The organism is Caballeronia sp. INDeC2, from assembly GCF_023631325.1.
Taxonomy (GTDB): Bacteria; Pseudomonadota; Gammaproteobacteria; order Burkholderiales; family Burkholderiaceae; genus Caballeronia.
In genome coordinates this window covers 284,299-308,293 of sequence record NZ_JALQDG010000003.1, presented here as the reverse complement: position 1 = coordinate 308,293, position 23,995 = coordinate 284,299, and the positions used below count along the sequence as shown (strand labels likewise).

At 64.5% G+C, this 23,995-nt stretch carries 25 protein-coding genes, 1 other RNA gene and 1 riboswitch; of the genes, 15 read left to right on the top strand and 11 right to left on the bottom strand.

The window, feature by feature from the left end; all coding sequences use genetic code 11:
• Nucleotides 1-29 precede the first annotated feature (29 nt).
• The gene (locus NCS28_RS03075; protein WP_502801140.1) at nt 30-1,817 is read right to left on the bottom strand and encodes an autotransporter assembly complex protein TamA; all 1,788 of its coding nucleotides are present in this window, start codon (nt 1,815-1,817) and stop codon (nt 30-32) included.
• Nucleotides 1,818-2,160: 343 nt separating this feature from the next.
• Here NCS28_RS03075 and NCS28_RS03070 point away from each other — a divergent pair, with 343 nt between their 5' ends.
• The 4 genes from NCS28_RS03070 to panD all read left to right on the top strand — a co-directional run bounded on the left by NCS28_RS03070 (nt 2,161) and on the right by panD (nt 4,563).
• A complete protein-coding gene (locus NCS28_RS03070) occupies nt 2,161-2,349 on the top strand; it encodes a DUF3460 family protein (RefSeq protein WP_250513043.1) in 189 nt (62 codons plus the stop codon).
• Nucleotides 2,350-2,435: 86 nt separating this feature from the next.
• Entirely contained in the window at nt 2,436-3,263 is an 828-nt protein-coding gene (locus NCS28_RS03065; protein WP_250513042.1) for a segregation and condensation protein A, read from the top strand.
• Nucleotides 3,264-3,332: 69 nt separating this feature from the next.
• Entirely contained in the window at nt 3,333-4,166 is an 834-nt protein-coding gene (gene panC, locus NCS28_RS03060; protein ID WP_250512405.1) for a pantoate--beta-alanine ligase, read from the top strand.
• Nucleotides 4,167-4,176: 10 nt separating this feature from the next.
• Nucleotides 4,177-4,563 carry an aspartate 1-decarboxylase gene (panD, locus tag NCS28_RS03055; RefSeq protein WP_250512404.1) on the top strand — a complete coding sequence of 129 codons (387 nt, stop codon included), beginning with the start codon at nt 4,177-4,179 and terminating at the stop codon, nt 4,561-4,563.
• Nucleotides 4,564-4,615: 52 nt separating this feature from the next.
• On the opposite strand, the gene NCS28_RS03050 is transcribed toward panD, so the two are convergent.
• Nucleotides 4,616-5,242 carry a ParA family protein gene (locus tag NCS28_RS03050; RefSeq protein ID WP_250512403.1) on the bottom strand — a complete coding sequence of 209 codons (627 nt, stop codon included), beginning with the start codon at nt 5,240-5,242 and terminating at the stop codon, nt 4,616-4,618.
• Between the two features lie 195 nt (nt 5,243-5,437).
• Here NCS28_RS03050 and NCS28_RS03045 point away from each other — a divergent pair, with 195 nt between their 5' ends.
• Entirely contained in the window at nt 5,438-5,857 is a 420-nt protein-coding gene (locus NCS28_RS03045) for a PaaI family thioesterase (RefSeq protein ID WP_250512402.1), read from the top strand.
• Here NCS28_RS03045 and NCS28_RS03040 read toward each other — a convergent pair.
• Complete coding sequence (locus NCS28_RS03040) at nt 5,851-7,326, bottom strand: cobyric acid synthase (protein ID WP_250512400.1); 1,476 nt, start codon at nt 7,324-7,326, stop codon at nt 5,851-5,853. The two genes, NCS28_RS03045 and NCS28_RS03040, sit on opposite strands and share 7 nt — an antisense overlap.
• 55 nt (nt 7,327-7,381) lie before the next feature.
• Between NCS28_RS03040 and cobU the strand changes: the two genes are divergently transcribed.
• The 4 genes from cobU to NCS28_RS03020 are packed head-to-tail and all read left to right on the top strand — an operon-like array spanning nt 7,382 to nt 10,773.
• Nucleotides 7,382-7,933 carry a bifunctional adenosylcobinamide kinase/adenosylcobinamide-phosphate guanylyltransferase gene (gene cobU / locus NCS28_RS03035; RefSeq protein ID WP_250512399.1) on the top strand — a complete coding sequence of 184 codons (552 nt, stop codon included), beginning with the start codon at nt 7,382-7,384 and terminating at the stop codon, nt 7,931-7,933.
• A 5-nt stretch (nt 7,934-7,938) separates the two neighbouring features.
• Nucleotides 7,939-8,880 carry an adenosylcobinamide-phosphate synthase CbiB gene (gene cbiB / locus NCS28_RS03030; protein WP_250512397.1) on the top strand — a complete coding sequence of 314 codons (942 nt, stop codon included), beginning with the start codon at nt 7,939-7,941 and terminating at the stop codon, nt 8,878-8,880.
• Nucleotide 8,881: 1 nt separating this feature from the next.
• Nucleotides 8,882-9,877, top strand: coding sequence for a threonine-phosphate decarboxylase CobD (gene cobD / locus NCS28_RS03025; protein WP_250512395.1), 996 nt, complete (start codon nt 8,882-8,884; stop codon nt 9,875-9,877).
• Entirely contained in the window at nt 9,877-10,773 is an 897-nt protein-coding gene (locus tag NCS28_RS03020) for a cobalamin-binding protein (protein WP_250512393.1), read from the top strand. The genes cobD and NCS28_RS03020 overlap by 1 nt, the downstream gene beginning before the upstream one ends.
• A gap of 26 nt (nt 10,774-10,799) precedes the next feature.
• Here the strand turns inward: NCS28_RS03020 and NCS28_RS03015 are convergent, their stop codons facing one another.
• The 6 genes from NCS28_RS03015 to NCS28_RS02990 are packed head-to-tail and all read right to left on the bottom strand — an operon-like array spanning nt 10,800 to nt 16,868.
• Nucleotides 10,800-11,369, bottom strand: coding sequence for a histidine phosphatase family protein (locus NCS28_RS03015; protein WP_250512392.1), 570 nt, complete (start codon nt 11,367-11,369; stop codon nt 10,800-10,802).
• The gene (locus NCS28_RS03010; protein ID WP_250512391.1) at nt 11,354-12,112 is read right to left on the bottom strand and encodes an adenosylcobinamide-GDP ribazoletransferase; all 759 of its coding nucleotides are present in this window, start codon (nt 12,110-12,112) and stop codon (nt 11,354-11,356) included. Before NCS28_RS03010 ends, NCS28_RS03015 begins: the two co-directional genes overlap by 16 nt.
• Nucleotides 12,113-12,122: 10 nt before the next feature.
• Entirely contained in the window at nt 12,123-13,175 is a 1,053-nt protein-coding gene (cobT, locus tag NCS28_RS03005; protein WP_250512389.1) for a nicotinate-nucleotide--dimethylbenzimidazole phosphoribosyltransferase, read from the bottom strand.
• A gap of 11 nt (nt 13,176-13,186) precedes the next feature.
• Complete coding sequence (locus tag NCS28_RS03000) at nt 13,187-13,963, bottom strand: ABC transporter ATP-binding protein (protein WP_250512387.1); 777 nt, start codon at nt 13,961-13,963, stop codon at nt 13,187-13,189.
• Nucleotides 13,960-14,958, bottom strand: coding sequence for a FecCD family ABC transporter permease (locus NCS28_RS02995; protein ID WP_250513041.1), 999 nt, complete (start codon nt 14,956-14,958; stop codon nt 13,960-13,962). Before NCS28_RS02995 ends, NCS28_RS03000 begins: the two co-directional genes overlap by 4 nt.
• A 35-nt stretch (nt 14,959-14,993) precedes the next feature.
• A complete protein-coding gene (locus NCS28_RS02990) occupies nt 14,994-16,868 on the bottom strand; it encodes a TonB-dependent receptor plug domain-containing protein (protein ID WP_250512386.1) in 1,875 nt (624 codons plus the stop codon).
• Nucleotides 16,869-16,948: 80 nt separating this feature from the next.
• Nucleotides 16,949-17,273: riboswitch (cobalamin riboswitch) on the bottom strand.
• Between the two features lie 255 nt (nt 17,274-17,528).
• Here NCS28_RS02990 and NCS28_RS02985 point away from each other — a divergent pair.
• From NCS28_RS02985 to NCS28_RS02965, 5 genes are all read left to right on the top strand, one after another.
• Nucleotides 17,529-17,897, top strand: coding sequence for an ATPase (locus tag NCS28_RS02985; RefSeq protein ID WP_250512385.1), 369 nt, complete (start codon nt 17,529-17,531; stop codon nt 17,895-17,897).
• Complete coding sequence (locus NCS28_RS02980) at nt 17,894-18,208, top strand: cell division protein ZapA (protein WP_250512384.1); 315 nt, start codon at nt 17,894-17,896, stop codon at nt 18,206-18,208. Before NCS28_RS02985 ends, NCS28_RS02980 begins: the two co-directional genes overlap by 4 nt.
• 105 nt (nt 18,209-18,313) lie before the next feature.
• Nucleotides 18,314-18,495: non-coding RNA, 6S RNA (gene ssrS, locus NCS28_RS02975), on the top strand.
• 78 nt (nt 18,496-18,573) lie between these two features.
• Complete coding sequence (locus NCS28_RS02970; protein ID WP_250512383.1) at nt 18,574-19,032, top strand: EVE domain-containing protein; 459 nt, start codon at nt 18,574-18,576, stop codon at nt 19,030-19,032.
• 76 nt (nt 19,033-19,108) lie between these two features.
• The gene (locus NCS28_RS02965; RefSeq protein WP_284504737.1) at nt 19,109-19,840 is read left to right on the top strand and encodes an SIMPL domain-containing protein; all 732 of its coding nucleotides are present in this window, start codon (nt 19,109-19,111) and stop codon (nt 19,838-19,840) included.
• Between the two features lie 30 nt (nt 19,841-19,870).
• Here the strand turns inward: NCS28_RS02965 and lgt are convergent, their stop codons facing one another.
• Both lgt and NCS28_RS02955 read right to left on the bottom strand, forming a co-directional pair.
• Nucleotides 19,871-20,773, bottom strand: a complete 903-nt coding sequence (gene lgt / locus NCS28_RS02960; RefSeq protein WP_250512382.1) for a prolipoprotein diacylglyceryl transferase — start codon at nt 20,771-20,773, stop codon at nt 19,871-19,873.
• 36 nt (nt 20,774-20,809) lie between these two features.
• On the bottom strand, nt 20,810-21,769 hold the full coding sequence (locus NCS28_RS02955) for a LysR substrate-binding domain-containing protein (protein ID WP_250512381.1): 960 nt from the start codon (nt 21,767-21,769) through the stop codon (nt 20,810-20,812).
• Nucleotides 21,770-21,877: 108 nt separating this feature from the next.
• Between NCS28_RS02955 and ilvD the strand changes: the two genes are divergently transcribed.
• A complete protein-coding gene (gene ilvD / locus NCS28_RS02950; RefSeq protein ID WP_250512380.1) occupies nt 21,878-23,551 on the top strand; it encodes a dihydroxy-acid dehydratase in 1,674 nt (557 codons plus the stop codon).
• The last annotated feature ends 444 nt before the right edge of the window (nt 23,552-23,995 follow it).

The window sequence follows — 23,995 nt, the reverse complement described above, 5'->3', positions numbered from 1 at the left end:
TTCGATTCCCTTCATCGTTCGCACGCGCATCAGAACGCGATGCCGAGCGTCAGATACGGCTTGATGCTCTTGTTCTTGAGTCCATACGCCACGTCGACGTTCACCGGGCCGACCGGGCTACGCCAGCGCGCGCCGACGCCCACGCCCGGCTGGAACACGCGCTCGCCCCAGGTGTCGGTCGCGGTACCGATGTCGAAGAACACTGCGCCGCCCCAGTCGTGCGTGAACCAGTGTTGATATTCGCTGCTGCCCGTCACCATGTACTTGGTCGGCAGGATCGAGCCCGCAACGTTGTCGCCGATACTCAGATAGCTGTAACCGCGCACCGAGTTCGCGCCGCCCGCGCGGAACAAGAGCGACGCGGGCACGCCGCTCGACGGCCCGCTCGTGAACACGCCGCCGAACTCCGCGCGAAACACGAGCAGGTCGTTCTTGCCGAGCGGCACGTATTGGAGCGCGTTGGTATAGAGGCGCGCGAAGGTCTGATCGGACATCACGCCCTTGACGGCGAATCCCGCCTCCGCGCGGATGATGTTGCCGCGCCGCGGAAACAGCGGATCGTCGACGTCGCGGCGCACCCAGCTCCACGCGGGCACGAGGGCGCGCGCCGTCGACGGATTCGGCAAGTTTTGCGTCAGGCGGTCGTCGTAGAAAGTCAGCGAATACGTCGTGTCGATATTCTGACGCGAGCGCGAACGCTGCACGCCGACGCGCGCACTGTAGATCTTCGTGCTCGAGACGTCGGTGATCGTGTAGGAGCCGAACACCGCGTTCACCCAGCCGTGCGAATCCGGCGGCATCGCCAGTTGCACGCGGCCGTACTGCTGCGTCTGGTCGAGCCGGCCGGAGATGGTGAACGGATACGCCGCGCCGAACGTGTTCAGATAGCTGTACGCGCCCTGGATGTGAAAACCCGTGTCGGTGGCGTAACCCACGCCGTAACGGATGCTGTTGTACGGATACTCGCTCACCTTCACATGCAGCGGCGTCTCGACCGGCTTGCTGGCGTCGTTATCCACGTCGATCGCCACGCTCGCGTAGTACGGCGTGTTCTGGATCTGGCGCTGCAACTCGTTGATGCGCGCGACGTCGTACACCTCGCCGTCTTGGATCGGATTCACGTGATCGATGATCCACGCGGGATAGCGCTTCGGCCCGCTCACGTCGAGCTTGCCGAGCGTGAACGTCGGACCGCTGTCGAAGGTCACGGAGAGATCGGCGAGATGCGCGCGCGGATTGATGCGCGCCTGTGAGCGCACGATCTTCGCGCCGAGATAGCGCTTCGACTGCAGCGCCCTCAGCGCGGCGTTCTTCGCATCGTCCCAGCCTTCCTGCGTGAACGGATCGCCTTCGTTGACCGAAAAGGCGAAACGCGCCGCGTTCTCCTGCGCGCGATCCTCGGTCGTCACCGCGCCGGTGAAATGCAGTTGCACCGATGCGACCTTGGTCCGCGTGCCGGGATCGACGCTCACCTTGACGCTGCGTTTGTCGTCGACGGTCGTGACATCCGTGCGCACGACCGGCGAGAAATAGCCTTCGGTCGCGACGAGATCGCGCACGTCCTTGGGCGTCGCGGTGACGAGGAACTGGAACTGGTCGTCGCTCACGTTGTCGCGCTTGGCGAAGCGGGCGATGTCGAGATTGTCCTTGAGCAGCTTCTTTACGCTGCGCGGCGCGTCGACATCGACGTCGTATTTGGCGAACGCGGACGTGGCGAAGCCGAACGCGATGAACGCGACCATCAGGGCCGGCAAGCGCCCCGCGCCTGGCGACTTCACGCGCAACGCGCGCAGCGGATCAAACGAACGCCCCGCCAAACGTGACCTCCGGCATCGGATCAGTGGGATTGAAAGGAATACGTGCAGCCGACGCAAGCGGGCGCAGGCGCTATTTCACCACATCGGCATGAGCCGCCACCGGAAAGCGGCGCGCCTTGAACTGGACGTGGGCCTTTTGGACGGCTGTGCGCCGGCCGGGTTCCTTAAAACCGGCACGCGCGTGCGCCTTTCGAGCCGCGAAACACCCGCTCGCCGATATGCGTTGCCGCCGCACGCTTGCGGTAAAATTCCGCCCAAAGGCAAAATCACGGGCGAAATGCGGGCTGCCGCGTTCGCCGACATCGTCAAAAGAGGCCTGGCGCCTCGCTCCAACGGAAGCCGGATCATGTATCAGTCGGATATCACTCAGTTCATCAATCAGTTGAAAGAGCAAAAGCCGTCGCTGGAAGAAGAACAGCGCCGCGGCCGCGCGCTCCTGTGGGACAAGCAGCCGATCGACCTCGACGAGCGCAGCACGCAACAGAAGTCGCGCGTGAGCCAGACGCCCTACGTCTACTACCAGAACTTCTGAACGTGAGCGCAGCCGGCCACGAGCCGCAATCGTCCGCGCATTCGCCGCATGAGGGCAAGCGCGACGACGCACAGGAAGAACGGGCGGTGGCGCTCGCCACGCCCGCGACCGATTCGACGCCAAATGTCATCGACGGCGTCGCGATCGCGCATCTGTACGGCGAGCCGCTCTGGAAGCTGCCCACCGACCTGTACATTCCGCCCGATGCGCTCGAGATCTTTCTCGAAGCGTTCGAAGGCCCGCTCGACCTGCTGCTCTACCTCATCCGCAAGCAGAACTTCAACGTGCTCGACATCCCCATGGCGGATGTCACCGCGCAATATCTCGGCTACGTCGATCAGATCCGCGAATCGAATCTGGAGCTCGCGTCGGAATATCTGCTGATGGCCGCGATGCTGATCGAAATCAAGTCGCGCATGCTGCTGCCGGTCAAGAAGGCCGACACCGGCGAGGAAGCCGAAGACCCGCGCGCCGAGCTCGTGCGCCGCCTGCTGGAATACGAGCAGATGAAACTCGCCGCGCAGAAGATCGACCAGTTGCCGCAACTGGGCCGCGACTTCCTGCGCGCGGACATCTATATCGAGCAATCCGCCGATCAGCGTTTCCCCGATGTCGACATGAACGACCTGCGCGCCGCGTGGGCCGACGTCATCAAGCGCGCGAAGCTGGTACAGCATCACAAGATCACGCGCGAGGAGCTTTCGGTGCGCGAGCACATGAGCGTGATCCTGCGGCGGCTGCAAAACGCGCGCTTCATGGAGTTCACGGAGTTGTTCGACACCACGCGCGGCGTGCCGGTGGTCGTCGTGAACTTCATCGCGATGCTGGAGCTGTCGCGCGAATCGCTGATAGAGATCACGCAGGCCGAGCCTTACGCGCCGATCTACGTGAGACTCGCGTACTCGCCCGCCTAGAATCCGCTTTTCCTTTCCCCAGCCTCGGTGCGACGCTGATCCAGCCGCCCGCCAGGAGACACCCGCTCGATGAAAGTCATCAGCTCCATACATGAACTGCGCGACCAGTTGCGCGGCCAGAACCGAACCGCCTTCGTCCCGACGATGGGCAACCTCCACGAAGGCCATCTCTCGCTGATGCGACTCGCGCGCCAGCACGGCGATCCGGTCGTCGCGAGCATTTTCGTGAACCGCCTGCAATTCGGCCCGAACGAAGACTTCGACAAATATCCGCGCACGCTGCAGGACGACATCGAAAAGCTGCAAAAAGAGAACGTCTACGTGCTGTTCGCGCCGACCGAGCGCGACATGTATCCGGAGCCGCAGGAGTATCGCGTGCACCCGCCGCACAATCTCGGCGACATTCTCGAAGGCGAATTCCGCCCCGGCTTCTTCACCGGCGTGTGCACCGTCGTGATGAAGCTGATGTCGTGCGTGCAGCCGCGGGTCGCGGTGTTCGGCAAGAAGGATTATCAGCAGTTGATGATCGTGCGCGCCATGTGCAACCAGTTCGCGCTGCCCACTGAAATCGTCGCAGCGGAGACCGTGCGCGACGAAGACGGAGTCGCGCTGTCGTCGCGCAACCGGTTTTTGTCGGCGGATGAGCGCGCCGAAGCGCCCAAGCTCGCCGAAGAGCTACAGCGCGTGCGCGAAGCGGTGTTGTCGGGCAATCGCGATATCGCCGCGCTCGAACGCGACGCGATGAACGCGCTCGCCGGGCGCGGCTGGAAGCCCGATTACATCAGCGTGCGCAAGCGCTCGAACCTGCTGCCGCCGGGCGAGGCGGACGCGGATGCGCCGCTCGTCGTGCTCGCGGCGGCGAAGCTCGGCACGACGCGACTCATCGACAATCTGGAAATCTGAAGGAAGCATCATGCAACGCACCCTGCTCAAATCGAAAATTCACCGCGCGACGGTCACGCACTGCGAATTGCACTACGAAGGCTCGTGCGCGATCGACGAAGACCTGCTCGAAGCCGCGAACCTGATGGAGAACGAGCAGATCGACATCTGGAACGTGAACAACGGAGAGCGCCTCACCACGTACGCGATCAAGGGCGAGCGCGGCAGCGGCATGATCTCGCTGAACGGCTCGGCCGCGCGGCGCGCGCAACTGGGCGATCTCGTGATCATCGCGGCGTTCGCGCAAGTCGACGAGGAAGAGATCAAGGCGGGCTGGAAGCCGAACCTCGTGTTCGTCGATGGCGACAACCGCATCAAGGGCAGCCGCGATCACGTCCCCACGCAAAACTGGACGTAACCGCCTCTTCCCGGGCACCAAGCCGGCGCTTCCCTGCGGGACGCCGGCTTTTCTACTTTTTGGACACCCACTCGACGATCGGCTCCCACTGTTCCAGATCCTTCTCGACGCGGCTCTTCGCCACGTCCCAGACGGTGAGGCCGTGCGCGGCGAGCTGGACGTAGTTCTGCGTATCGCGCAGAAAGCCGAGCACCGGCAGGTCGAGCCCTTCGACGAAACGATGCAACTGGTCCGCCGAGCGCGTGCGCGCGTCCACGCGCATGCCGACCACGCCCACTTCGATCGCCCCTTTGCGCACCGCCTTTTCCTTCGCGAGTTTCGCGAGAAAGTCTTGCGTCGCGAGGATGTCGAACATCGACGGCTGCAGTGGCACGATGACCTTGTCGGCCAGTTCCAGCGCCAGCGCGAGGCGATTGCCGTGCACGCCGGCGGGCGTATCGACGACGGCTTTCTCCAGACCTTTGGGCGGCTTTGCGGGCGCATCGACGTCGATGGCCCATTCCTCGATCTTCGGCAGCGTGTCGGCGCGCAGCGAGAGCCACGCGTGCGATGAGCGCTGTTTGTCGAGATCGGCGAGCGCAACCCACTCGCCTTGTGCCGCGAAATACCCGGCCAGATTGGTTGCGAGCGTGCTTTTGCCGACGCCGCCCTTCGGATTTGCCACCACGATCACGGTCATGAAGTGTCCCGGATTTTGTTGAGCGCGCGGGCGTTTGCAACGCGGCGCGCACGATTTTCGTCGTTACAAGAACAGGTGCATGATTCGAGCGTTGATATTATCGGCAAAAGTGATGCATCCGGCACGCTGGCCGAACGGCCGTGCCGCAATCATCGACATTCCTGAGAATCGTCATCCTTTCTGCCCTCACCGCCCATGACCCCGCTCCGTCCCGATGTCACGCTCGATTTCCTGCGCAACCGTCAGAAAGGCCGCCTGCCCGACTTGCTCGGCGTGCAACTGATTTCGCTCGATCAGGGCGAATTGAACGGCGAGCTCACGATTCGCCCGGAACTGCTCGCGCCCAACGGCTTTCTGCATGCGGCGACGGTCGTCGGCCTGGCGGATACGTGCTGCGGCTACGCGTGCATCGCGCATCTGCCGGAGAAGGCGCAGAACTTCACGACGCTCGAACTGAAGAGCAACCACGTTTCGACGGCGCGCGAGGGGAAGATCGTCGCGAAGGCCACGGCCGTGCATCTCGGACGCAGCACGCAGGTGTGGGACGCGACCGTGACGAACGGCGACGGCAAGCTCATCGCGATGTTCCGGTGCACGCAGATGATTCTTTATTGAGCGAAGGCGGCTTGCAGGGCGTCGAGATCGAGCGACTGCGCGAACGAATCCGCGAGCCGGTCGAGCGACGCCTCGCGCATCGCCGCGTAATCGAGCGGCGCGACGTCCTTCACGCCCGCCCATGCGAGCAGCGCGGCGCAGGCTTCGGGCGTATCGAACACGCCGTGCAGATAAGTCGCGGCGATCTGACCGTCCTCCGACACGGCGCCGTCGAAGCGTCCCGCGTCCAGCGCGACGAACGGCCGCGCGAGCGCCGGGCCGTGCGTGCGCCCCATGTGGATTTCGTAGCCGCGCACGCTCGCCTGCGTATCGCCGATCGTCAACCGTCCGGCGACATTCTCCAATTGCTTCTGCTGCGTGAGCACGGTGTCGAGATCGAGCCATCCGAGCCCGTTCACGCACCCCGCCGGGCCTTCGACGCCATCCGGATCGTCGATCGTGCGACCGAGCATCTGCATGCCGCCGCAAATGCCCAGCACCTTGCCGCCATAGCGCAGATGCCGCTCGATCGCACGGTCCCAGCCGTTTTCACGCAGCCACGCGAGATCGCGTTGCACGCTCTTCGAGCCGGGCAGCACGATGAGATCGGCATTCGGCGGCGCGATGCCCGCGCGCACGTAGCTGAAATCGACCTGGGCGTGCGCACGCAGCGCATCGAAATCCGTGTGATTGCTGATGCGCGGCAGCGCGGGCACGATCACCTTCAACGCGCTCGCATCGCGACGCACGTGCGGCTGGCTCGGCAGCATGTCTTCGGCGTCGAGCGTGAGGCCGTGCAGATACGGCAGCACGCCGAACACCGGCTTGCCCGTTTGCGCCACGAGCCAGTCGAGCCCCGGTTCGAGCAAGCCGATATCCCCGCGAAACCGGTTGATGACGAAGCCGCGCACGCGCGAGCGCTCGCTTTCCGACAAACACGCGAGCGTCCCGACGAGATGCGCGAACACGCCGCCGCGATCGATATCCGCGACCAGCACGACCGGGCAATCGACGCGCTCCGCGAAGCCCATGTTGGCGATATCGCCGTCGCGCAGATTGATTTCGGCGGGACTGCCCGCGCCTTCGACGATCACCGCATCGAATTCATTTTGCAGCCGCGCGTAGGAGGCGAGCACGGCGTCGAACGCGATGCGCTTGTAGTCGTGATACGCGCGCGCATCGAGGTTCGTGCGCGCGTGACCGTGGATGATGACCTGCGCGCCGCGATCGCTCGTCGGCTTGAGCAGCACCGGATTGAAGTCGATACGCGCGGGCACGCCCGCCGCGACCGCTTGCAGCGCCTGCGCGCGGCCGATCTCGCCGCCATCGATGGTCACCGCGCTGTTGAGCGCCATGTTCTGCGGCTTGAACGGCGCGACCCGCACGCCGCCGCGCCGCGCGAGACGGCACAGGCCCGCGACGAGCGTGCTCTTGCCGGCATCGGACGTCGTGCCCTGGATCATCAGCGTGCCGCGTGGCGTGAATGGCATCGGGAGTTTCCATTGAGAGCGACGCGCTATCTTAGCCCGTCAGTACAATATCGCGATGACCCCCGATCTCACTTTCATCCTCGGCGGCGCGCGCTCCGGCAAGAGCGCGTGCGCGGAACGCCTTGCCGCCGAAAGCGGGCTGCCCGTCACGTATATCGCGACCGCACGCATCGGCGATGATGCGGAATTCGCGGAGCGGGTGCGGCATCATCGCGAGCGCAGGCCCGCGCGCTGGTCGCTGGTCGAAGCGCCGCTCGATCTCGCGGGTGCGTTGCGCGAAGCCGACCGCGCCGGGCATTGCGTGCTGATCGACTGTCTGACGCTATGGCTCGCGAATCTGCTCTTCACGTCTGCGAGCGCGAACGAAGAAATCGCCGTGCTGCCCGACAGCGCCCGCGAAGCCTTCGCGCAATTCGACGCGGCGCTCGCCGATACGCGCGGCAAGGTCATCGTCGTGAGCAATGAAATCGGGCTGGGAGTGGTGCCGCTCGGCTCGGTCACGCGTCTTTACGTCGATGAACTCGGCCGTCTGAATCAGCGCGTCGCCGCCGCGAGCACGCGCGCGACGCTGATGATCGCGGGCCTGCCGCTCGCGCTCAAGGGATAAGCGCGATGCTCCTCCTCTCCGCCTACGCGATGGCCCTGCTCGCGGTGCTCGGCGTGATCGTCGATCGCATCTTCGGCGAGCCGCGCACGCGGCATCCGCTCGTCGGCTTCGGCACGCTCGCAAAGAGACTCGAAGCGCGCATGAACACCGGCTTTCACGCGCGGCCGGCGGGCATCCTCGCGTGGTTCGCATTGATCGCGCCGCCGGTGGGCATCGCGTGGTTCCTGGTCAGCGTGCTGCCGTTCGCCTATGCGTGCGTCGCGCACGTGTTGCTGCTCTGGTTCGCGCTCGGCGCGAAGAGCCTGCGCGAACACATCGCGCCGATTGCGCGCGCCCTGAGCTTCGGCGATATCGACCACGCGCGCACACTGACATCGCGCATCGTGTCGCGCGACACGTCCCGCGCCGACGAAAACGCGCTTTCGCGCGCGGCCGTGGAATCGGCGCTGGAAAACGGCAACGACGCGATCTTCGGCGCGATCTTCTGGTTCGCGGTCGCGGGCGGCCCGGGCGCGCTGATGTTCCGTCTCGCCAACACGCTCGACGCGATGTGGGGCTATCGGACGCCGCGCTATCTGCGTTTCGGCTGGGCGGCCGCGCGTTTCGACGACGTACTCAACTTCATTCCCGCGCGCCTCACGGCGGCGACCTACGCGCTCGCGGGCGATACGCACATGGCGTGGCACTGCTGGCGCACGCAGGCGCGTTCGTGGGACAGCCCGAACGCCGGTCCCGTGATGGCCTCGGGCGCGGGCAGTCTCAACGTGCTGATCGGCGGCGCGGCGGTTTATCACGGCGTGCTCGAAACGCGGCCGACGCTCGGCGCGGGTCACGCGGCGAACCCGAAACATGTGGTCGCGGCGCTGCGGCTCGTCGAGCGCGCGCTGCTCATGTGGCTCGTGGCCCTCTTGATCTTCGCCGCGCTCGGCGCAACCACGAGTGGCTGACATGACGCATTCCATCCGGCACGGCGGCAATCTGCGCGAAGCCGCGCGCCGCTACGCAATTCCTTTCGATGACTGGCTCGATCTCTCGACGGGCATCAATCCGCGCGGCTTTCCGGTGCCGCCCGTGCCGCCCGACGCATGGCGGCGTCTGCCCGAAGACGACGACGGCCTCGCCGATTGCGCCGCGCGCTATTACGGCGCGCCTTTCGCGTTGCCGGTCGCGGGATCGCAGGCGGCGATCCGCGCGCTGCCTGCGCTCGTGCGGCGCGGGACGGCGGGCGTCGCGCCGCTCACTTACGGCGAATATGCGCCGGCGTTCGAACGCGCCGGACACGCCATCGAGACGTTCGACATCACCGTTCGCGACTTGCCCGATACGCTCGATCACGTGATCGTCGCGAATCCGAACAACCCGACGGCGCAACGCATTTCACGCGACACGCTGCTGCATTGGCACGCGCAGCTCGCATCGCGCGGCGGCACGCTGATCGTCGATGAAGCATTCGCCGATGTCGATCCCGCGTCGTCGCTGGCGAGCGAAACCGCGCGCGGAGGGCTGATCGTGCTGCGTTCGGTCGGCAAGTTCTTCGGGCTTGCAGGCATCCGTGCGGGCTTCGTGCTGGCCGCGCCGTCGATCGCCGATGCATTGCGCGACGCGCTCGGCGCGTGGACCGTCGGCGGCCCGGCGCGTCACGCGGTCATGGCCGCATTCGCCGATATCGACTGGCAGCGCGCAACGCGCGACCGCCTGCAACGCGACGGCGCACGCCTCGCCGCGTTGATCGCGAGCCACGGCTTCGACGTGCGCGCGACGCCACTCTTCGCATGGACGCCGACGCCCAAGGCCAGCGAACTTCAACACGTGCTCGCACTGCGCGGCATCTGGACGCGTCTCTTCGATTTGCCCGGCATGACGCCGAGCCTGCGCATCGGCTTACCCGATTCGGAAAGCGACTGGACGCGTCTGTCGCTCGCATTGCAGGAGATTTGCGCGTGATGTTGCGTGGTGCAATCGCCTTGCTGATCGGCGTCGCTGCGGCGCAAGCGCATGCGATCACCGTCACCGATGACAGCGGCGCATCGGTCACGCTCGCGAAGCCCGCGCAACGCGTCGTCAGTCTCGCGCCGCACGTGACCGAACTGCTCTTCGCGGCGGGCGGCGGCGCGCGCATGGTCGGCGCGGTGACGTATAGCGATTATCCGAAGGAAGCGCAGACGATCCCGCGTGTCGGCGACAACAAGGCGCTCGACCTGGAACGCATCGTCGCGTTGCATCCCGATCTGATCGTCGTGTGGCGGCATGGGAACGCGGCGCGTCAGATGGATCGGCTGACGGCGCTCGGCATTCCGGTCTACTTCAGCGAGCCGAAACATCTCGACGATATCGCCGCTAGCATCGACAAGCTCGGCGCGCTGCTCGGCACGCAAGCGCAGGCACGCGCGAGCGCGGATGCGTTCACGCGCGACATCGCGCAACTGCGCGCGCGTTATGCGGCGCGTCCACCCGTGAGCGTGTTCTATCAGGTCTGGGACGATCCGCTGATGACGCTCAATCGCGACAATGTCTTCGACGAAGTGATCGGGCTGTGCGGCGGCGTGAACGTGTTCGCGGCGGAAAAGCCGCGCGTGCCGACGATATCGAGCGAGGCCGTGCTGGCGGCGAACCCGGAAGCGATCGTCACCGCGACGCCGGGTGCGACGCAACCGGATCGTCCGTTGCCGGCGCTTGAACGATGGAAGCGGTGGACATCGTTGACCGCCGTTGCGCGTGGGAATCTCTTTGGCATCGATGGCGATCTTATCAATCGGCCGACGCCTCGGCTCGCGGTTGGCGCGGGCGAGCTTTGCCGAGATCTGGATGCGGCGCGGGCGCGGCGTGTGAAATTCGATTAGGGTTCGCCGGATCCCAACGAAAAAACCTAAGCATTCCACCGCACGAGCAACCACTCCCCGCGCACGCGCCTGAACCACACGAGCCCGCCGAACTCAAGCGGCCATTGCAACGCGCTCTCACGCGCAATACCAAGCAGATGCGCCGCAAGCACACGCACGACGCCCGCATGCGCGACGACATGCACGGCGTCCTTACCGACACATGCCGCTTCGAACCACGCAACGACACGTTGCGCGAATTGCGCGAGACTCTCGCCCCCATGCGGACGCGCATGCTCGACATCGGCGGCCCAAGCATCGATGAGCGCGCGATCGATCGTGTCCCACGCGCGGCCTTCCCACGCGCCGAAGTGCATCTCCATGAGACGTGCGTCGATATGCGCATCGGCTGAAAGAACATGCGCGAGCGATGCGCAGCGCCGCAGCGGGCTCGCGTGCCAACCATCGACACACGCGGGCACGTTCAGCGCCTCCATCCGCGCCGTCAATGCAACAGCGAGATCGCGCGCATCGCACCGCAAGGGCACATCGGTCTGGCCGTAGCACACGCCCGCTTCGATAACGACTTCCGGATGTCGAATCAGGACGAGATCCATGCGAGCCCGATGAGATAGATTGCGACTTCGAACACTTGCTGCGCGAAGCCCAGACAATCGCCCGTATAGCCGCCGATGCGGCGCACGAAGTATCGCCCGATGCCAAAGCGCAAAACGATCAGCGCGATGATCGTGACGCACGCGAGCTTCCAGTCGATCGCGAAGAGCCACGGCACGCCGAACACGAGCGCCAGCGCGAACGATGCCACGCTCATGCGCTGCGCGACCGGTTTGGCCTTGCCTTCGGCGCGCACATACTCGAGCGTGACGAGATAGCTGATCGCGCACGCGCGGCTCGCGGCGTGCGCGGCGATCATCGTCCATGCGACGCGTTGCGGCGGCAGCGCGGTGAGCGTCTGCCACTTCAACGCGAGCGCGATCACCAATGCAATCGCGCCGAATGCGCCGATGCGCGAGTCGTGCATGATGCGCAACGCATCCTCGCGCGTGTACGCGCCGCCGAACGCATCGACGCAATCGGCGAGGCCGTCTTCATGGAACGCGCCCGTCATGACGAGCGTCGCGGCCATCGACAGCAACACCGCGACGCCCGAAGGAAACACGCGCCACGCCGCGAGGTAGACGAGCGCCGCGACGCCGCCGACCATCGCACCGACGAGCGGAAAATAACGCGCCGCCGCGTTCAGATACTCGCGCTCGAAGCCGACCCAGCGCGGCACCGGCACGCGCGTGAAATAGCCGAGCGCGGTGAAGAAGTAGCGCAGTTCGTCGAGCGGGCGCATCTCGATAGTCTCAGTCCGCTTTGTTCGACACGCCCGCCGACTCGAAGCTCGCCATTTCGTCGACGAATGCGACGGCCGCGCGCAGGATGGGCAACGCGAGCGCCGCGCCCGTGCCTTCGCCGAGCCGCAGATCGAGTTGCAACAGCGGCGCGGCATCGAAATGCGCGAGCATGCGCCGATGCCCCGTTTCGTTCGACGCATGCGCGAACACGCAGTAATCGACCACTTCGGGCGCGATCTTCGAGGCCACCAGCAACGCCGATGTCGCGATGAAACCATCGACGAGAACCGTCATGCCTTCGCATGCGGCAGCGAGGTACGCGCCCGTAATCATCGCGATTTCGAAGCCGCCGAAAGTCGCGAGCGTGTCGATCGCGTCGCCTTCATTGCGATGCAGCGCGAGCGCGCGGCCGAGCACGTCGCGCTTATGCGCGAGGCCACGGTCGTCGAGTCCCGTGCCGCGGCCGACGCATTCGCCGATCGGCAGATCGCATAGACGGCTCATCAGACACGCCGCCGCCGACGTATTCGCGATGCCCATCTCTCCGAAGCCGATCACGTTCGTCCCGAGCGACGCGTGATGCCGCACGCGCCCCGCGCCGCGCGCGATGCCTTCTAGCGCAACGTCGCGCGACATTGCAGGCTCCCGCGCGAAGTTGTGCGTGCCGAGTCCGAGCGACAGACGTTCGTATCCGTGATCGATGGGAATCGGCGTCGCGACGCCCGCATCGACGACTTCGAGCGCCATGCCGACCGAGCGCGACAGCGCGTTGATCGCCGCGCCGCCGCTCAGGAAATTCGCGACCATCTGCGCCGTCACTTCCTGCGGATACGGACTCACGCCCTCTTTTGCGATGCCGTGATCGCCCGCGAAGACGATCATCGCCGGCCGCTCGATGCGCGGCTTCGTCGTGCGCTGGATCAGGCCCATTTGCAGCGCCAGGGATTCGAGCCGCCCGAGACTGCCGGGCGGCTTCGTCTTCATGTCGATGACGCGGCGCAGTTCGCCTTCGAGCGCGCGGTCGAGTGCGCGGGGCAGCGGGATGTCGTTGAGCGTGGACATCGAAATTCCTTTCAAGGGCGATGAATGGAAGGCACGAGCGCTTCATGCTCGCCGTCGCGGATCAACGCGAGCGGATAGCCGAATGCCGCGCCCGCGCGCTCGGGCGTGAGCACGTCGGCGACGAGGCCCGTGTGCGCGCCGCCTTTGCCGTCGAGCAAAAGCGCATGCGTCGCGAAACGGCGCGCGAGATTCAGATCGTGGCACGAGAAGATTACGGTGCGCTTGTGTTCGCGCGCGGTGTCGCGCAACGCATGCAAGCAGTCGATCTGATGATGCAGGTCGAGATGCGAAAGCGGTTCGTCGAGCAACAGGAGCGGCGCGTTCTGGCACAGCACGGCGGCAAGCGCGACGCGCTGGCGCTCGCCGCCCGAGAGCGTCAGCACGTCGCGCGACGCGAAGGACGCGAGGCCCAGTGTTTCGAGTGCGGCGCGCGCGGCGCTGCGGTCGTCTTCGTTCTCCCAGCCCCAGCCGTTGAGATACGGAAAGCGGTTGAGCAAGACGGTGTCGAGCACGGTCGCGCTGAAGGCGTCGTGCGTGGCTTGCGGCATCAACGCGCGTCGGCGTGCGAGGTCCGCCGCGCGCCATGACGCGAGCGCGCGGCCATCGAGCGACACGCGGCCCGATGCGGGTTTCGCGAGACCGGCGAGCACGCCGATGAGCGTCGTCTTGCCCGCCCCGTTCGGCCCGGCGATGCACCACATTTCGCCCGCGGCAATCGTCTGCGTGAGACCGTCGACGAGCGTGCGCCCGCCCGCACGAAGCACGACGGCATCGAGATGCAAGGTCATCGCGGTCTCCGCAAGAGCATCCACAGGAACATCGGCACGCCGATCAACGCGGTCACGACGCCCACCGGCAATTGCGCGGGCGCGATCACGGTGCGCGCGGCGAGATCGGCGGCCATCACGGCGAGGCCGCCCGCGAGCGCGGCGGCGGGCACGAGCATGCGCTGATCGTTGCCGAACGCGAGGCGCAGCAAATGCGGCACGACGAGTCCGACGAAGCCGATGGTTCCCGCCGTCGTCACCGCAGCGGCCGCGGCGAGCGACGCAACGAGGTACACACGCAGACGCAAGCGTTCGACCGGAACGCCGAGCGCACGCGCGGTCGCATCGCCGCGCAGCAGCACGTTCAATTGCGGCGCGACCGGAACGATCACGACCAGCGCGACAGCCAGCGCGATCCATGCGGGCCACGGCGCGGCCGCGCCGTTGAGATCGCCCGTCAGCCAGAAGATCATGCCGCGCAGCCGGTTCTCGGGCGCGATGCTCAAAATCAGCGTGATCAACGCGCCCCATCCCGATGCGATGACGACGCCTGTCAGCAAAAGTCGCGGCGACGCATCCTGGCCGCTCTGCCAAAGGTCCTTGCGGGCGAGTCCGAGCACGACGACGATCGATGCGAACGCGCCCGCGCACGCCGCGATATCGACGCCCCACCACGGCATCGATGCGAGCATCGCGGCAAGCGCGAAGGTCGCCGCGCCGCCGGATACGCCGAGCACGTACGGCTCCGCGAGCGGATTGCGCAATAGCACTTGCAAGAGCGCACCCGCCATTGCAAGCAGCGCGCCCGATGCGAAGCCCGCGAGCGCGCGCGGCAGGCGCAAGGTGAGCACGATTTCATCGGCGATATCGGGCGTCGCGGCATGCGCATGAAAGAGCGCGCCGAGCGCGCGCGACACGGGCAACGCGACGCTGCCCATGGCGAGCGACGCGACCAGCACGATGCACGTCGCGATGCCGAGCGCGATCCAGATCGCGGCCGCGCGGCTCGCGTTCATCGCACGCGCACGCTGAAGACACTCAGGCGCGTGGCTCACGAGGGATGCCAGCCGAGCGTGATGTAAGCGCCGCGCCGTGGCGTGTTGAACGAGTACGCAAGTTCATAGTCCTTGTCGAACAGATTGTCGATGCGCGCCGTGACGTACCACGACTTGGAAATGTCGTAGCGCGCCGAAAGATTCACGATGCCATAACCCGCGAGCGTCGAATCGTAGTCGCTGCGTTGCCCGCTCACGATCCACTCGCCGCCGACACGCCAGCGCCCGATCGTGCGATGCGCCGCGAGCGTCGCGAAATGCCGCGCGCGTCGCGTCAGATCTTCGTGATTCGTCTCGTCGACGGGATTCTGGAACGTGACGCCCGCGCGGACATCCGTTGCGCCGACATGTCCCGCCCACGATCCCTCGATGCCCTGCACCTTCGCGCGCCCGACGTTCTGCGCGACATAGTAGAAACCGCCGTCGGACACATAGTCGATCAGATTCGAATAGCGCGTCTGGAACAGCGTCACGCGCGCGACGCCCAGCGCATTCGATGCGTACTGCAACGCCGCCTCGACCGAATGGCTCCGCTCCGGCTGGATCGACGCATTGCCGCTGAACGGATAGTAGAGATCGTCGAAGCTCGGCGCGCGAAACGAGGCCGCATAGCTCGCGCTCGCCTTCCAGTGCGCGTCGAAGTTATACGCGTAGCCCAGATAGTAGCTGTTCGCGCCGCCGAAATCGGAATACTGATCGTGCCGCAGATTCGCCTGCAATTCGTTCACGCCGATGTGCCCCACGTAGCCCGCGAACACCGAATTCACATGACGATCAGGCGCGCTGAACTGATCGGAATCGAGCGTCTGATCGAGATGCTCGTAACCGAAGAGCAGCTTGTGCGCGTCGCTGATTTTGAAATCGTTCTGCCACGTGTATTGCCGGTTCTCCGAATTGAAGCGGCTCGTATAGACGCCGTTCTGCTCGATGTTCGCGCGATCCTGTCCCTGCGCGATCGTGAAGTGCGCGGTCCAGTTGTCGGTGATTCTGCCGTTTGCGAACACGGACGCCGAGCGCACGCGATCATGCGATTCGTTGATGTCGGCCGGCAGGCCGTAGGCATCGTCGAAGCTGCCGATGCCGTTCGATTGCAGGAAGCGCACGCCCGCGTCCCACTTGTCGCTGAACTGGTGGCGCAGCGTCGCCGCGACGCTCTCGTTCAGATAGCCGTTCGCGTTCGGACTCACGCCGGGCGCGATATTCGGATCGATCGACGAGAACCCGTCGGTCTTCTCGCGCGACACGTTCAGGCTGAAGGTCGTGCGGCCGTCCTTGTCGAGCGCACCGTTCACGCCCGCCGACTGGCGCTGCGTGTGATAGCTGCCGTACTCGGCTTCGAAATTGAAGCGCGGCGGATGCGGCTCGCCCTGCTTCGTGAAGATCTGTACGACGCCGCCGATCGCATTCGATCCGTACAACGCCGACACATTGCCGTTCACGACCTCGACGCGCCCGATCTGATCGAGCATCAGTTGCGATAGCTGCGCCGCGCCGAGCGACGCCGATTCGACGCGCACGCCATCGATCAGAACGAGCGATTGCGACGACGCCGCGCCGCGTATGTAGAGACCCGAATTCGCGCCCGGTCCACCGTTGCGCGTGATCTGCACGCCGGGCGCGAGCGCGACGAGGCCGAGCGCATCGTCGGCGTTGGCGTCGGCGATGTCCTGTTCATCGAACACCGATGTCTGCGGGATCGATTCGGCGAGCGGCTGCGGCGCGCGCGTCGCGGTGACGACGACAGGGGCAAGCGTTTGCGCGTCGTCGGCGGCGGCGTGCGCCGCACTGGCGAGCGGCAAGCCGATGATCGCGGCGACGACCGCGACATGACGAGCGTGGCCGTTCTTGTGCGCGGCCCTTTGCAATTCCATGAGTGAAGTGTCCGTTTCGCGTGAGCGCGACCCCGCTCCCCGCGAGGACGATGCGCGACGAACGCATTGCGCAATCAGCGCCGATGCGTCGAACTCTGGCCGGTATCCGGGCTGGCGACGGATCGTCTCGCCTTCCCGCGCATCGTGCGCAGTGGCGTCGACACGTTTCTTGCAGTCGATTCGAATAACGAACCCGGCGTGATGAAAATCCACACGCTCGCGCTGCAAAAACGCGCATGAGACGACTTGCAACTTGCGTTGCGGTCGCTTACCGTTGCGGGGGCAGCACAGGTTGGCTCGTCGCCGGTTGGTCCGGTCGGACTCGGAGACTTCGCTCCCTGTTTCCCGTTTGACTGCATCCGCGAGATCCGCGAATGCGAGCACCAAAAAGTGCGGCAAGTGTAGGAGCGCGGGTTGGGGCCGTCAAGAAAACGGCACGGACAGTTTGGCGCGGCACATGAAGAATCGAACGAGAACGGCCGGCCTGTCCTCACGAGCGAATTACAGCGCTCGCGTTTTCTGCACACGAATGCATGACGACATGCGCTTGATTCGAAGAATTAAGCGCGAGATCGCATGCTGTTACGTCTCGAAACGAGACAATTATCGGTAGCTCCGTTGAACCGCGCTAAAATGCGAGGTCTTTAGAGGACGCAGCACATGCTCAACGAACTCGAATCACTGTCAGGAAATATCGGCCGGCTGATCCAGATCAGCGAGCGCCACAATCAGGCGCGTCAGGCGCTGCAAGACCAGCTCGAACAACTGCGCGCCGATTACGCGAACGTGCAGGCCGAGCTCGCGCAAGTGCGCGAAGAACGCGATACGCTGCAGTCCGAACGCGATTCGCTCTCCGCGAAAATCGACGACGCGCAAGTTCGCCTCAACGCGATTCTCGAAAAGCTGCCGCGCGCGAAGTCCGGACAACAAGCCGAGTCCGACAATCAACTCGATCTCCTCGAAGCCGATTCCCGGGAAGCACAGGAAGCGGAATTGCACGGCGAGCATCATCAGGGAGAGAAGGCATGACGACTACGCAGATCGAAGTATCCATTCTCGGGCAGCCGTATCGCCTCGCGTGCTCGCCGGAAACGGAAGCCGCATTGCGCGAAGCCGTCGCGCGCGTCGATGCCGAGATGAACAAGGTGCGCAATGCAAGCAGCGTGCGCGGCACGGATCGCATCGCGGTGATGGCAGCGCTTTCGCTGGCGTCGGAATTGCTTAAGCTGCAGGACAGCGTGCGTCACGGCGAGGCCTTCCCCGCCGAGGAAATCCGCCGCACCATGCATTCGATGAACGAGAAACTGGGCGCGGTCATTGCCCAATATGAAGTGCAGTGACATACCTAAGCGCTGAGTCAATCAGCGCGCAATGTCAATCGAAAAAAGAAACCGCCTAATCGATGCCAAGAAGCCGCATAAGGCAAACGATTGGTGTAGAGTGACGGTTCCCTGCCTGGTACGCCAAGGTCATATATTCCTTGAACCAATGCTACATTGGCACGGTTGCGGAACCTTGTAGCACGGGCGCGCGCGTCGCTAGTCCGATGTACCCGAAGTGTTGCTTACCGCGACCAATCTTGAACCCAGGTTCAGGATGCCGGCCTAGCGGCTATGGCGGGGACCCTTTCAAGAGACGGCATCGGTTTTTCCGGTGCCGTTTTCATTTGCATCGTCGCAACGTCGTTTCCGCATAGCGAACCACCATGCGCTACTGGCTGATGAAGTCCGAACCGGACGAAGCGAGCATCGATCATCTCGCGCACGCGCCGAAAAAAACCTTGCCGTGGACCGGCGTGCGCAACTATCAGGCGCGCAACTTCATGCGCGACCAAATGCAGATCGGCGACGGCGTGCTCTTCTATCATTCGAGTTGCCCGGAGCCGGGCATCGCGGGCATCGCGAAAGTGTCCTCGACGGCGTATCCCGATCCCACGCAGTTCGATCCGAAGAGCGATTACTACGATCCCAAGTCGACGCAGGAAACGCCGCGCTGGATGCTCGTCGATGTCAAGTTCGTCAAGAAGACGCCGCTCATTCCGCTCGCCGCGTTGCGCGAGCATGAAGCGCTCGCGGACATGCAGGTGCTCGCGCGCGGCAATCGCCTGTCGATCACGCCGGTGACCGAAGCGCAGTGGCGTTTTATTACCGAACAACTCGTCTAACAAGGAACTTACGACACGAAGGCCGCGCCTAAATCCGGTCGCGAATCACGCGATTTCCCGCGTTCGGAGTCCTTCGATGATCAACAAGAAAACCGCTGCCGCGCTCGCGCTTCTCGCGATGTCGGGCGCAGCGTTCACGCTTTCTCAAACGGCCGCCGCGCAAACGGTGATCACCCAGCCGCAGCCTTCGGGCGTGCTGTCCCTTTCTGCCCAGGCGAGCGCGCAAGTGCCGCAGGATGTGGTCAACATCACGCTCTTTTACGAGCAGGAAGCCGCCGATCCCTCCTCGCTCACCAATACGCTCAATCAGCGCGCCGAGGCCGCATTGCGCGAAGCCAGGGGCGTCGATGGCGTGACCGCGAAGAGCGGCTCCTTCACCGTGTACCCGTCGACGGACCGCGACGGCAAGATCTCCGCGTGGCGCGGCCGCACGGAAGTCGTGCTCGAATCGCATGACTTCGCGGCGGCGTCGAAGCTCGCTGGCAAGATGAGTTCGTCGATGCAAGTGGGCAGCGTCGCGTTCTCGCTGTCGCCCGAGGCGCAGCGCGCGGCCGAGCAGAAGCTCGTCACGCAGGCCATCGATTCGTTCCGCAAGCAGGCGCAATCCGCCGCGCAAGGCTTCGGCTACGGCAATTTCACGATTCGGGAGGTGAACGTCGGGCACAGCGGCGTTCAGCCGCGCCCGGTCATGATGATGCAAGCGCGCGCGATGAGCGCCGATGCGAAGATGGCCTCGCCGATCGCGATGGAAGCCGGCACGACGACGGTGACCGTCGACGTGTCGGGTTCCGTGCAGATGGGGCGTTGAATCGATGCGGGGCGCAAGGCCCCGCATCGCTCAGGCTTTCGCGGATTCGGGCGGCAGGCGCAGATTGCGCTTGTACGCCCACACGATCAACACCACGCCCACGACGATCATCGGCAGCGAGAGCCATTGGCCCATCGAGAGGCCGAGCGCGAGAAGGCCGAGATAATCGTCCGGCTCACGCGCGAATTCCACGGTGAAGCGCGCCAGTCCATAGCCGATCAGAAACAGCGCGGAGATCGCGCCGACGGGACGCTGCTTGCGCGAAAACGTCCAGATCACGACGAACAGCACGAGTCCTTCGAGCGCGATCTCGTACAGCTGCGACGGATGACGCGGCAGCATGTGATAGCGCTGGAAAATTTCCGTGAGATGGTATTGCGCGTCGAGTTGCGGATTTTTCGCGAGCCAGACCGCGTCGTCGTTCGTCGAACTCTGGAAGAGCATCGCCCACGGCGCGTTCGGGTCCGTCACGCGGCCCCACAACTCGCCGTTGATGAAGTTGCCGAGACGCCCCGCCGCGAGACCGAGCGGCACCATCGGCGCGACGAAATCCGTTACCTGCAGCCAGGTGCGCTTGCGGTGATACGCGAACAGCACCATCGCGAGCGTCACGCCGAGAAAACCGCCGTGAAACGACATCCCGCCTTCCCAGACCTTGAAGATATCGAGCGGATGCGCCGCGTAATAGCTCGCCTTGTAGAAGACCACGTAGCCGATGCGCCCGCCGAGAATCGTGCCGAGCACGCCGTAGAACAGCATGTCGTCGATATCTTTGGCGGTCCAGCCTTGCGCCGCCACGTAAGGCAGCCGCAGACGCAGACGGCCGATGACGATGGCCGATATGAACGCCACCAGATACATGAGGCCGTACCAGCGCACGGCGAGCGGTCCGAGATGAATCGCGACGGGATCGAAATTGGGATGGATGAGCATTCTGATGTGGGAGCCTGAGCGAACGACAAGGGCGAATCATACCGAACCGGCGTTTTCCTCCCGCGAACGAACGATCTCGATGAACCCCGCGAGCACCGGGCTCACTTCCGCCGCGCGCCACACGAGGCCGGTTTCGACGAGCATCGCCGATGCGTTCATCGGCCGCAGCGGACGATACACAACGCCCGTGCGCCGCAGATGACGCAGCGAATGCGGCACCAGCGCGACGCCCATGCCGGCGGACACGAGGCTCACGATGGTCTGCATCTGGATCGCCTCCTGGCCGATGCGCGGCGTGAGGCCGGCCGCGCCGTAGCAGCCCATGATGATGTCATACAAACCCGGCGCGAGACGCCGCGGAAAGACGACGAGCGGCGCGGCGGCGAGATCGTGCAGATCGACGGGCGTATCGGCCCATTCGTCGGCGCCCTGCCCGAGTTCCCGCGCGGCATCGGCGGACATCGCGATGACGAGCGGCTCGCGCGCCACGGCCACATATGAGAGTGACGTGGCATGGCGCGGGGGCAGCGGCGGAATCACGAGGCCCGCGTCGATGCGGCCGGCGACGAGTTCCTCGATCTGCACGTCGCTCGTCGCCTCGGTCAGTTGCAGCCGCACGCCGGGATAACGCGCGCCGAAATCGCGCAGCAACGCCGGCAGCAGGCCGTAATCGGCGGTGGAAACGAACGCGAGCGAGAGCACGCCCGCCTCGCCGCGCGCGAGCGATTGCGCGAGCGGACGCAGCGCATCGGCGGATGCGAGCAGGCGGCGCACTTCCGGCAGCAGATCCTTGCCGACGGGCGTAAGCTCGACGGTCCGCTTCGTGCGCACGAAAAGCGCGACGCCGAGCGCCTCTTCCAGCGCGCGGATCGCCTGCGAAAGCGGCGGCTGCGTCATCGCGAGACGCGCGGCGGCGCGGCCGAAGTGCATCTCCTCGGCGACCGTCGCGAAATAGCGCAACAGACGCAACTCGATGGGTGGATTTCTCTGCTCCATTGATATGTTTTACGACCTAATAAGCCCTGAATAATATATTGGACAGACACATCGCGGGGACTGCATTCTTGCTGCACTAGAGCAAAAAATCCCCTCAAGGAGCACATCATGGCCTTCAATCGCCGCTCGAAGCACATCACCCAGGGCGTCGCGCGCTCGCCCAACCGTTCGATGTATTACGCGCTCGGCTACAAGGAAGAAGATTTCGACAAGCCGATGATCGGCGTCGCGAACGGGCACTCGACCATCACGCCGTGCAACGCGGGCTTGCAGCCCCTCGCGGATGCCGCCATCGAATCGATCAGAAAGTCCGACGCGAACCCGCAGATCTTCGGCACGCCGACGATCTCCGACGGCATGTCGATGGGCACCGAAGGCATGAAGTACTCGCTCGTGTCGCGCGAAGTGATCGCGGACTGTGTCGAGACCGCCGTGCAGGGCCAGTGGATGGACGGCGTCGTCGTGATCGGCGGTTGCGACAAGAACATGCCGGGCGGCATGATCGGCATGGCGCGCATGAACGTGCCGTCGATCTACGTGTACGGCGGCACGATCCGCCCCGGCAACTGGAAGGGCAAGGATCTGACGATCGTGTCGTCGTTCGAGGCGGTCGGCGAATTCACGGCGGGCCGCATGTCGGAAGAGGATTTCAAGGGCGTCGAGAAGAACGCGTGCCCGACGACCGGCTCGTGCGGCGGCATGTATACGGCGAACACGATGAGCTCGTCGTTCGAGGCGCTCGGCATGTCGCTGATGTACTCGTCGACGATGGCGAATCCGGACCAGGAAAAGGTCGATTCCGCCGCGGAATCGGCGCGCGTACTTGTCGAGGCGGTGAAGAAGGATCTGAAGCCGCGCGACATCATCACGAAGAAGTCGATCGAGAACGCGGTCGCGCTCATCATGGCGACGGGCGGCTCGACCAACGCCGTGCTGCACTATCTGGCGATCGCGCATGCGGCGGAAGTGGAATGGAGCATCGACGACTTCGAGCGCATGCGCAAAAAGGTGCCGGTCATCTGCGATCTGAAGCCGTCGGGTCAATACGTCGCAACCGATCTGCACAAGGCCGGCGGGATTCCGCAAGTGCTCAGAATCCTGCTCGATGCGGGCCTCCTGCACGGCGACTGCATGACGATCACCGGGCGCACGATCGCGGAAGAACTGAAGGACGTGCCGAGCAAACCGCGCGCGGATCAGAAGGTCATCTTCCCGATCGAGCAGGCGCTTTACAAGGAAGGTCATCTGGCGATCCTGCGCGGCAATCTCGCGGAAGACGGCGCGGTGGCGAAGATCACGGGCCTGAAGAATCCGGTCATCACCGGCCCCGCGCGCGTGTTCGACGACGAGCAAAGCGCAATGGACGCGATCCTCGCCGACAAGATCAAAGCCGGCGATATTCTCGTGCTGCGCTATCTCGGCCCGGTCGGCGGCCCGGGCATGCCGGAGATGCTCGCGCCGACATCGGCGATCATCGGCAAGGGGCTGGGGGAGTCGGTCGGCTTCATCACGGACGGGCGCTTCTCGGGCGGCACGTGGGGCATGGTGGTAGGCCATGTCGCGCCTGAAGCGTATGCGGGCGGCACGATCGCGTTGGTGAAGGAAGGCGATTCGATCACCATCGACGCTCACAAGCTGCTGCTGCAACTGAATGTCGACGATACGGAACTCGCGCACCGCCGCGCCGCGTGGAAGCAGCCCGCGCCGAGGTACACGCGCGGAGTGCTGGCGAAGTTCGCGGCGCTCGCGCAGCCGGCGAATAAGGGGGCGGTGACGGGTTGACCAATACCCGAAGCCGCGTCATTCATTAGGGCATGTTTCGCACAACCCGCATTCGAGCAAAGGAAAGGGCTGCCCAACAGCGTTGGAGCAGCCCTTGTGCTTCTTACGAAGCCCTATAAAAGCAAGGTGAAGTTGTTACTGTCGCACGGCTGCCTGTCCGATAACGCATTGCCAATGAATTGATGCCAAGCGGCAGTTATTCATCGCTTTGCAACACTTCCATACACCTCTTTACACATCACAGCCAGCCGGCTTAGATGCAGATGCCACTGCGCTTGTTTAAGCGGATCGTATTGCTTTATAAACATAATCGTCGTTTCGCTTCGTGTCATCGACTTAAGTTCTGCGTCATTTCATTTTAGTTTTGGACGCAGAGGCCGCTGCTTAATGCCACATCAACTGACGCGATACGCAAAGAACGACGCAAGTGTTATGCAATTGAAT

Excerpts from the sequence above, each read along its gene's own strand:
- panC (WP_250512405.1), top strand. The coding sequence starts at position 3,333 with ATGAAAGTCATCAGCTCCATACATGAACTGCGCGACCAGTTGCGCGGC.
- panD (WP_250512404.1), top strand. The coding sequence starts at position 4,177 with ATGCAACGCACCCTGCTCAAATCGAAAATTCACCGCGCGACGGTCACG.
- NCS28_RS03050 (WP_250512403.1), bottom strand. The coding sequence starts at position 5,242 with ATGACCGTGATCGTGGTGGCAAATCCGAAGGGCGGCGTCGGCAAAAGC.
- NCS28_RS03045 (WP_250512402.1), top strand. The coding sequence starts at position 5,438 with ATGACCCCGCTCCGTCCCGATGTCACGCTCGATTTCCTGCGCAACCGT.
- NCS28_RS03040 (WP_250512400.1), bottom strand. The coding sequence starts at position 7,326 with ATGCCATTCACGCCACGCGGCACGCTGATGATCCAGGGCACGACGTCC.
- cobU (WP_250512399.1), top strand. The coding sequence starts at position 7,382 with ATGACCCCCGATCTCACTTTCATCCTCGGCGGCGCGCGCTCCGGCAAG.
- cbiB (WP_250512397.1), top strand. The coding sequence starts at position 7,939 with ATGCTCCTCCTCTCCGCCTACGCGATGGCCCTGCTCGCGGTGCTCGGC.
- cobD (WP_250512395.1), top strand. The coding sequence starts at position 8,882 with ATGACGCATTCCATCCGGCACGGCGGCAATCTGCGCGAAGCCGCGCGC.
- NCS28_RS03020 (WP_250512393.1), top strand. The coding sequence starts at position 9,877 with ATGTTGCGTGGTGCAATCGCCTTGCTGATCGGCGTCGCTGCGGCGCAA.
- NCS28_RS03015 (WP_250512392.1), bottom strand. The coding sequence starts at position 11,369 with ATGGATCTCGTCCTGATTCGACATCCGGAAGTCGTTATCGAAGCGGGC.
- NCS28_RS03010 (WP_250512391.1), bottom strand. The coding sequence starts at position 12,112 with ATGCGCCCGCTCGACGAACTGCGCTACTTCTTCACCGCGCTCGGCTAT.
- cobT (WP_250512389.1), bottom strand. The coding sequence starts at position 13,175 with ATGTCCACGCTCAACGACATCCCGCTGCCCCGCGCACTCGACCGCGCG.
- NCS28_RS03000 (WP_250512387.1), bottom strand. The coding sequence starts at position 13,963 with ATGACCTTGCATCTCGATGCCGTCGTGCTTCGTGCGGGCGGGCGCACG.
- NCS28_RS02995 (WP_250513041.1), bottom strand. The coding sequence starts at position 14,958 with ATGAACGCGAGCCGCGCGGCCGCGATCTGGATCGCGCTCGGCATCGCG.
- NCS28_RS02990 (WP_250512386.1), bottom strand. The coding sequence starts at position 16,868 with ATGGAATTGCAAAGGGCCGCGCACAAGAACGGCCACGCTCGTCATGTC.
- NCS28_RS02985 (WP_250512385.1), top strand. The coding sequence starts at position 17,529 with ATGCTCAACGAACTCGAATCACTGTCAGGAAATATCGGCCGGCTGATC.
- NCS28_RS02980 (WP_250512384.1), top strand. The coding sequence starts at position 17,894 with ATGACGACTACGCAGATCGAAGTATCCATTCTCGGGCAGCCGTATCGC.
- NCS28_RS02970 (WP_250512383.1), top strand. The coding sequence starts at position 18,574 with ATGCGCTACTGGCTGATGAAGTCCGAACCGGACGAAGCGAGCATCGAT.
- NCS28_RS02965 (WP_284504737.1), top strand. The coding sequence starts at position 19,109 with ATGATCAACAAGAAAACCGCTGCCGCGCTCGCGCTTCTCGCGATGTCG.
- lgt (WP_250512382.1), bottom strand. The coding sequence starts at position 20,773 with ATGCTCATCCATCCCAATTTCGATCCCGTCGCGATTCATCTCGGACCG.
- NCS28_RS02955 (WP_250512381.1), bottom strand. The coding sequence starts at position 21,769 with ATGGAGCAGAGAAATCCACCCATCGAGTTGCGTCTGTTGCGCTATTTC.
- ilvD (WP_250512380.1), top strand. The coding sequence starts at position 21,878 with ATGGCCTTCAATCGCCGCTCGAAGCACATCACCCAGGGCGTCGCGCGC.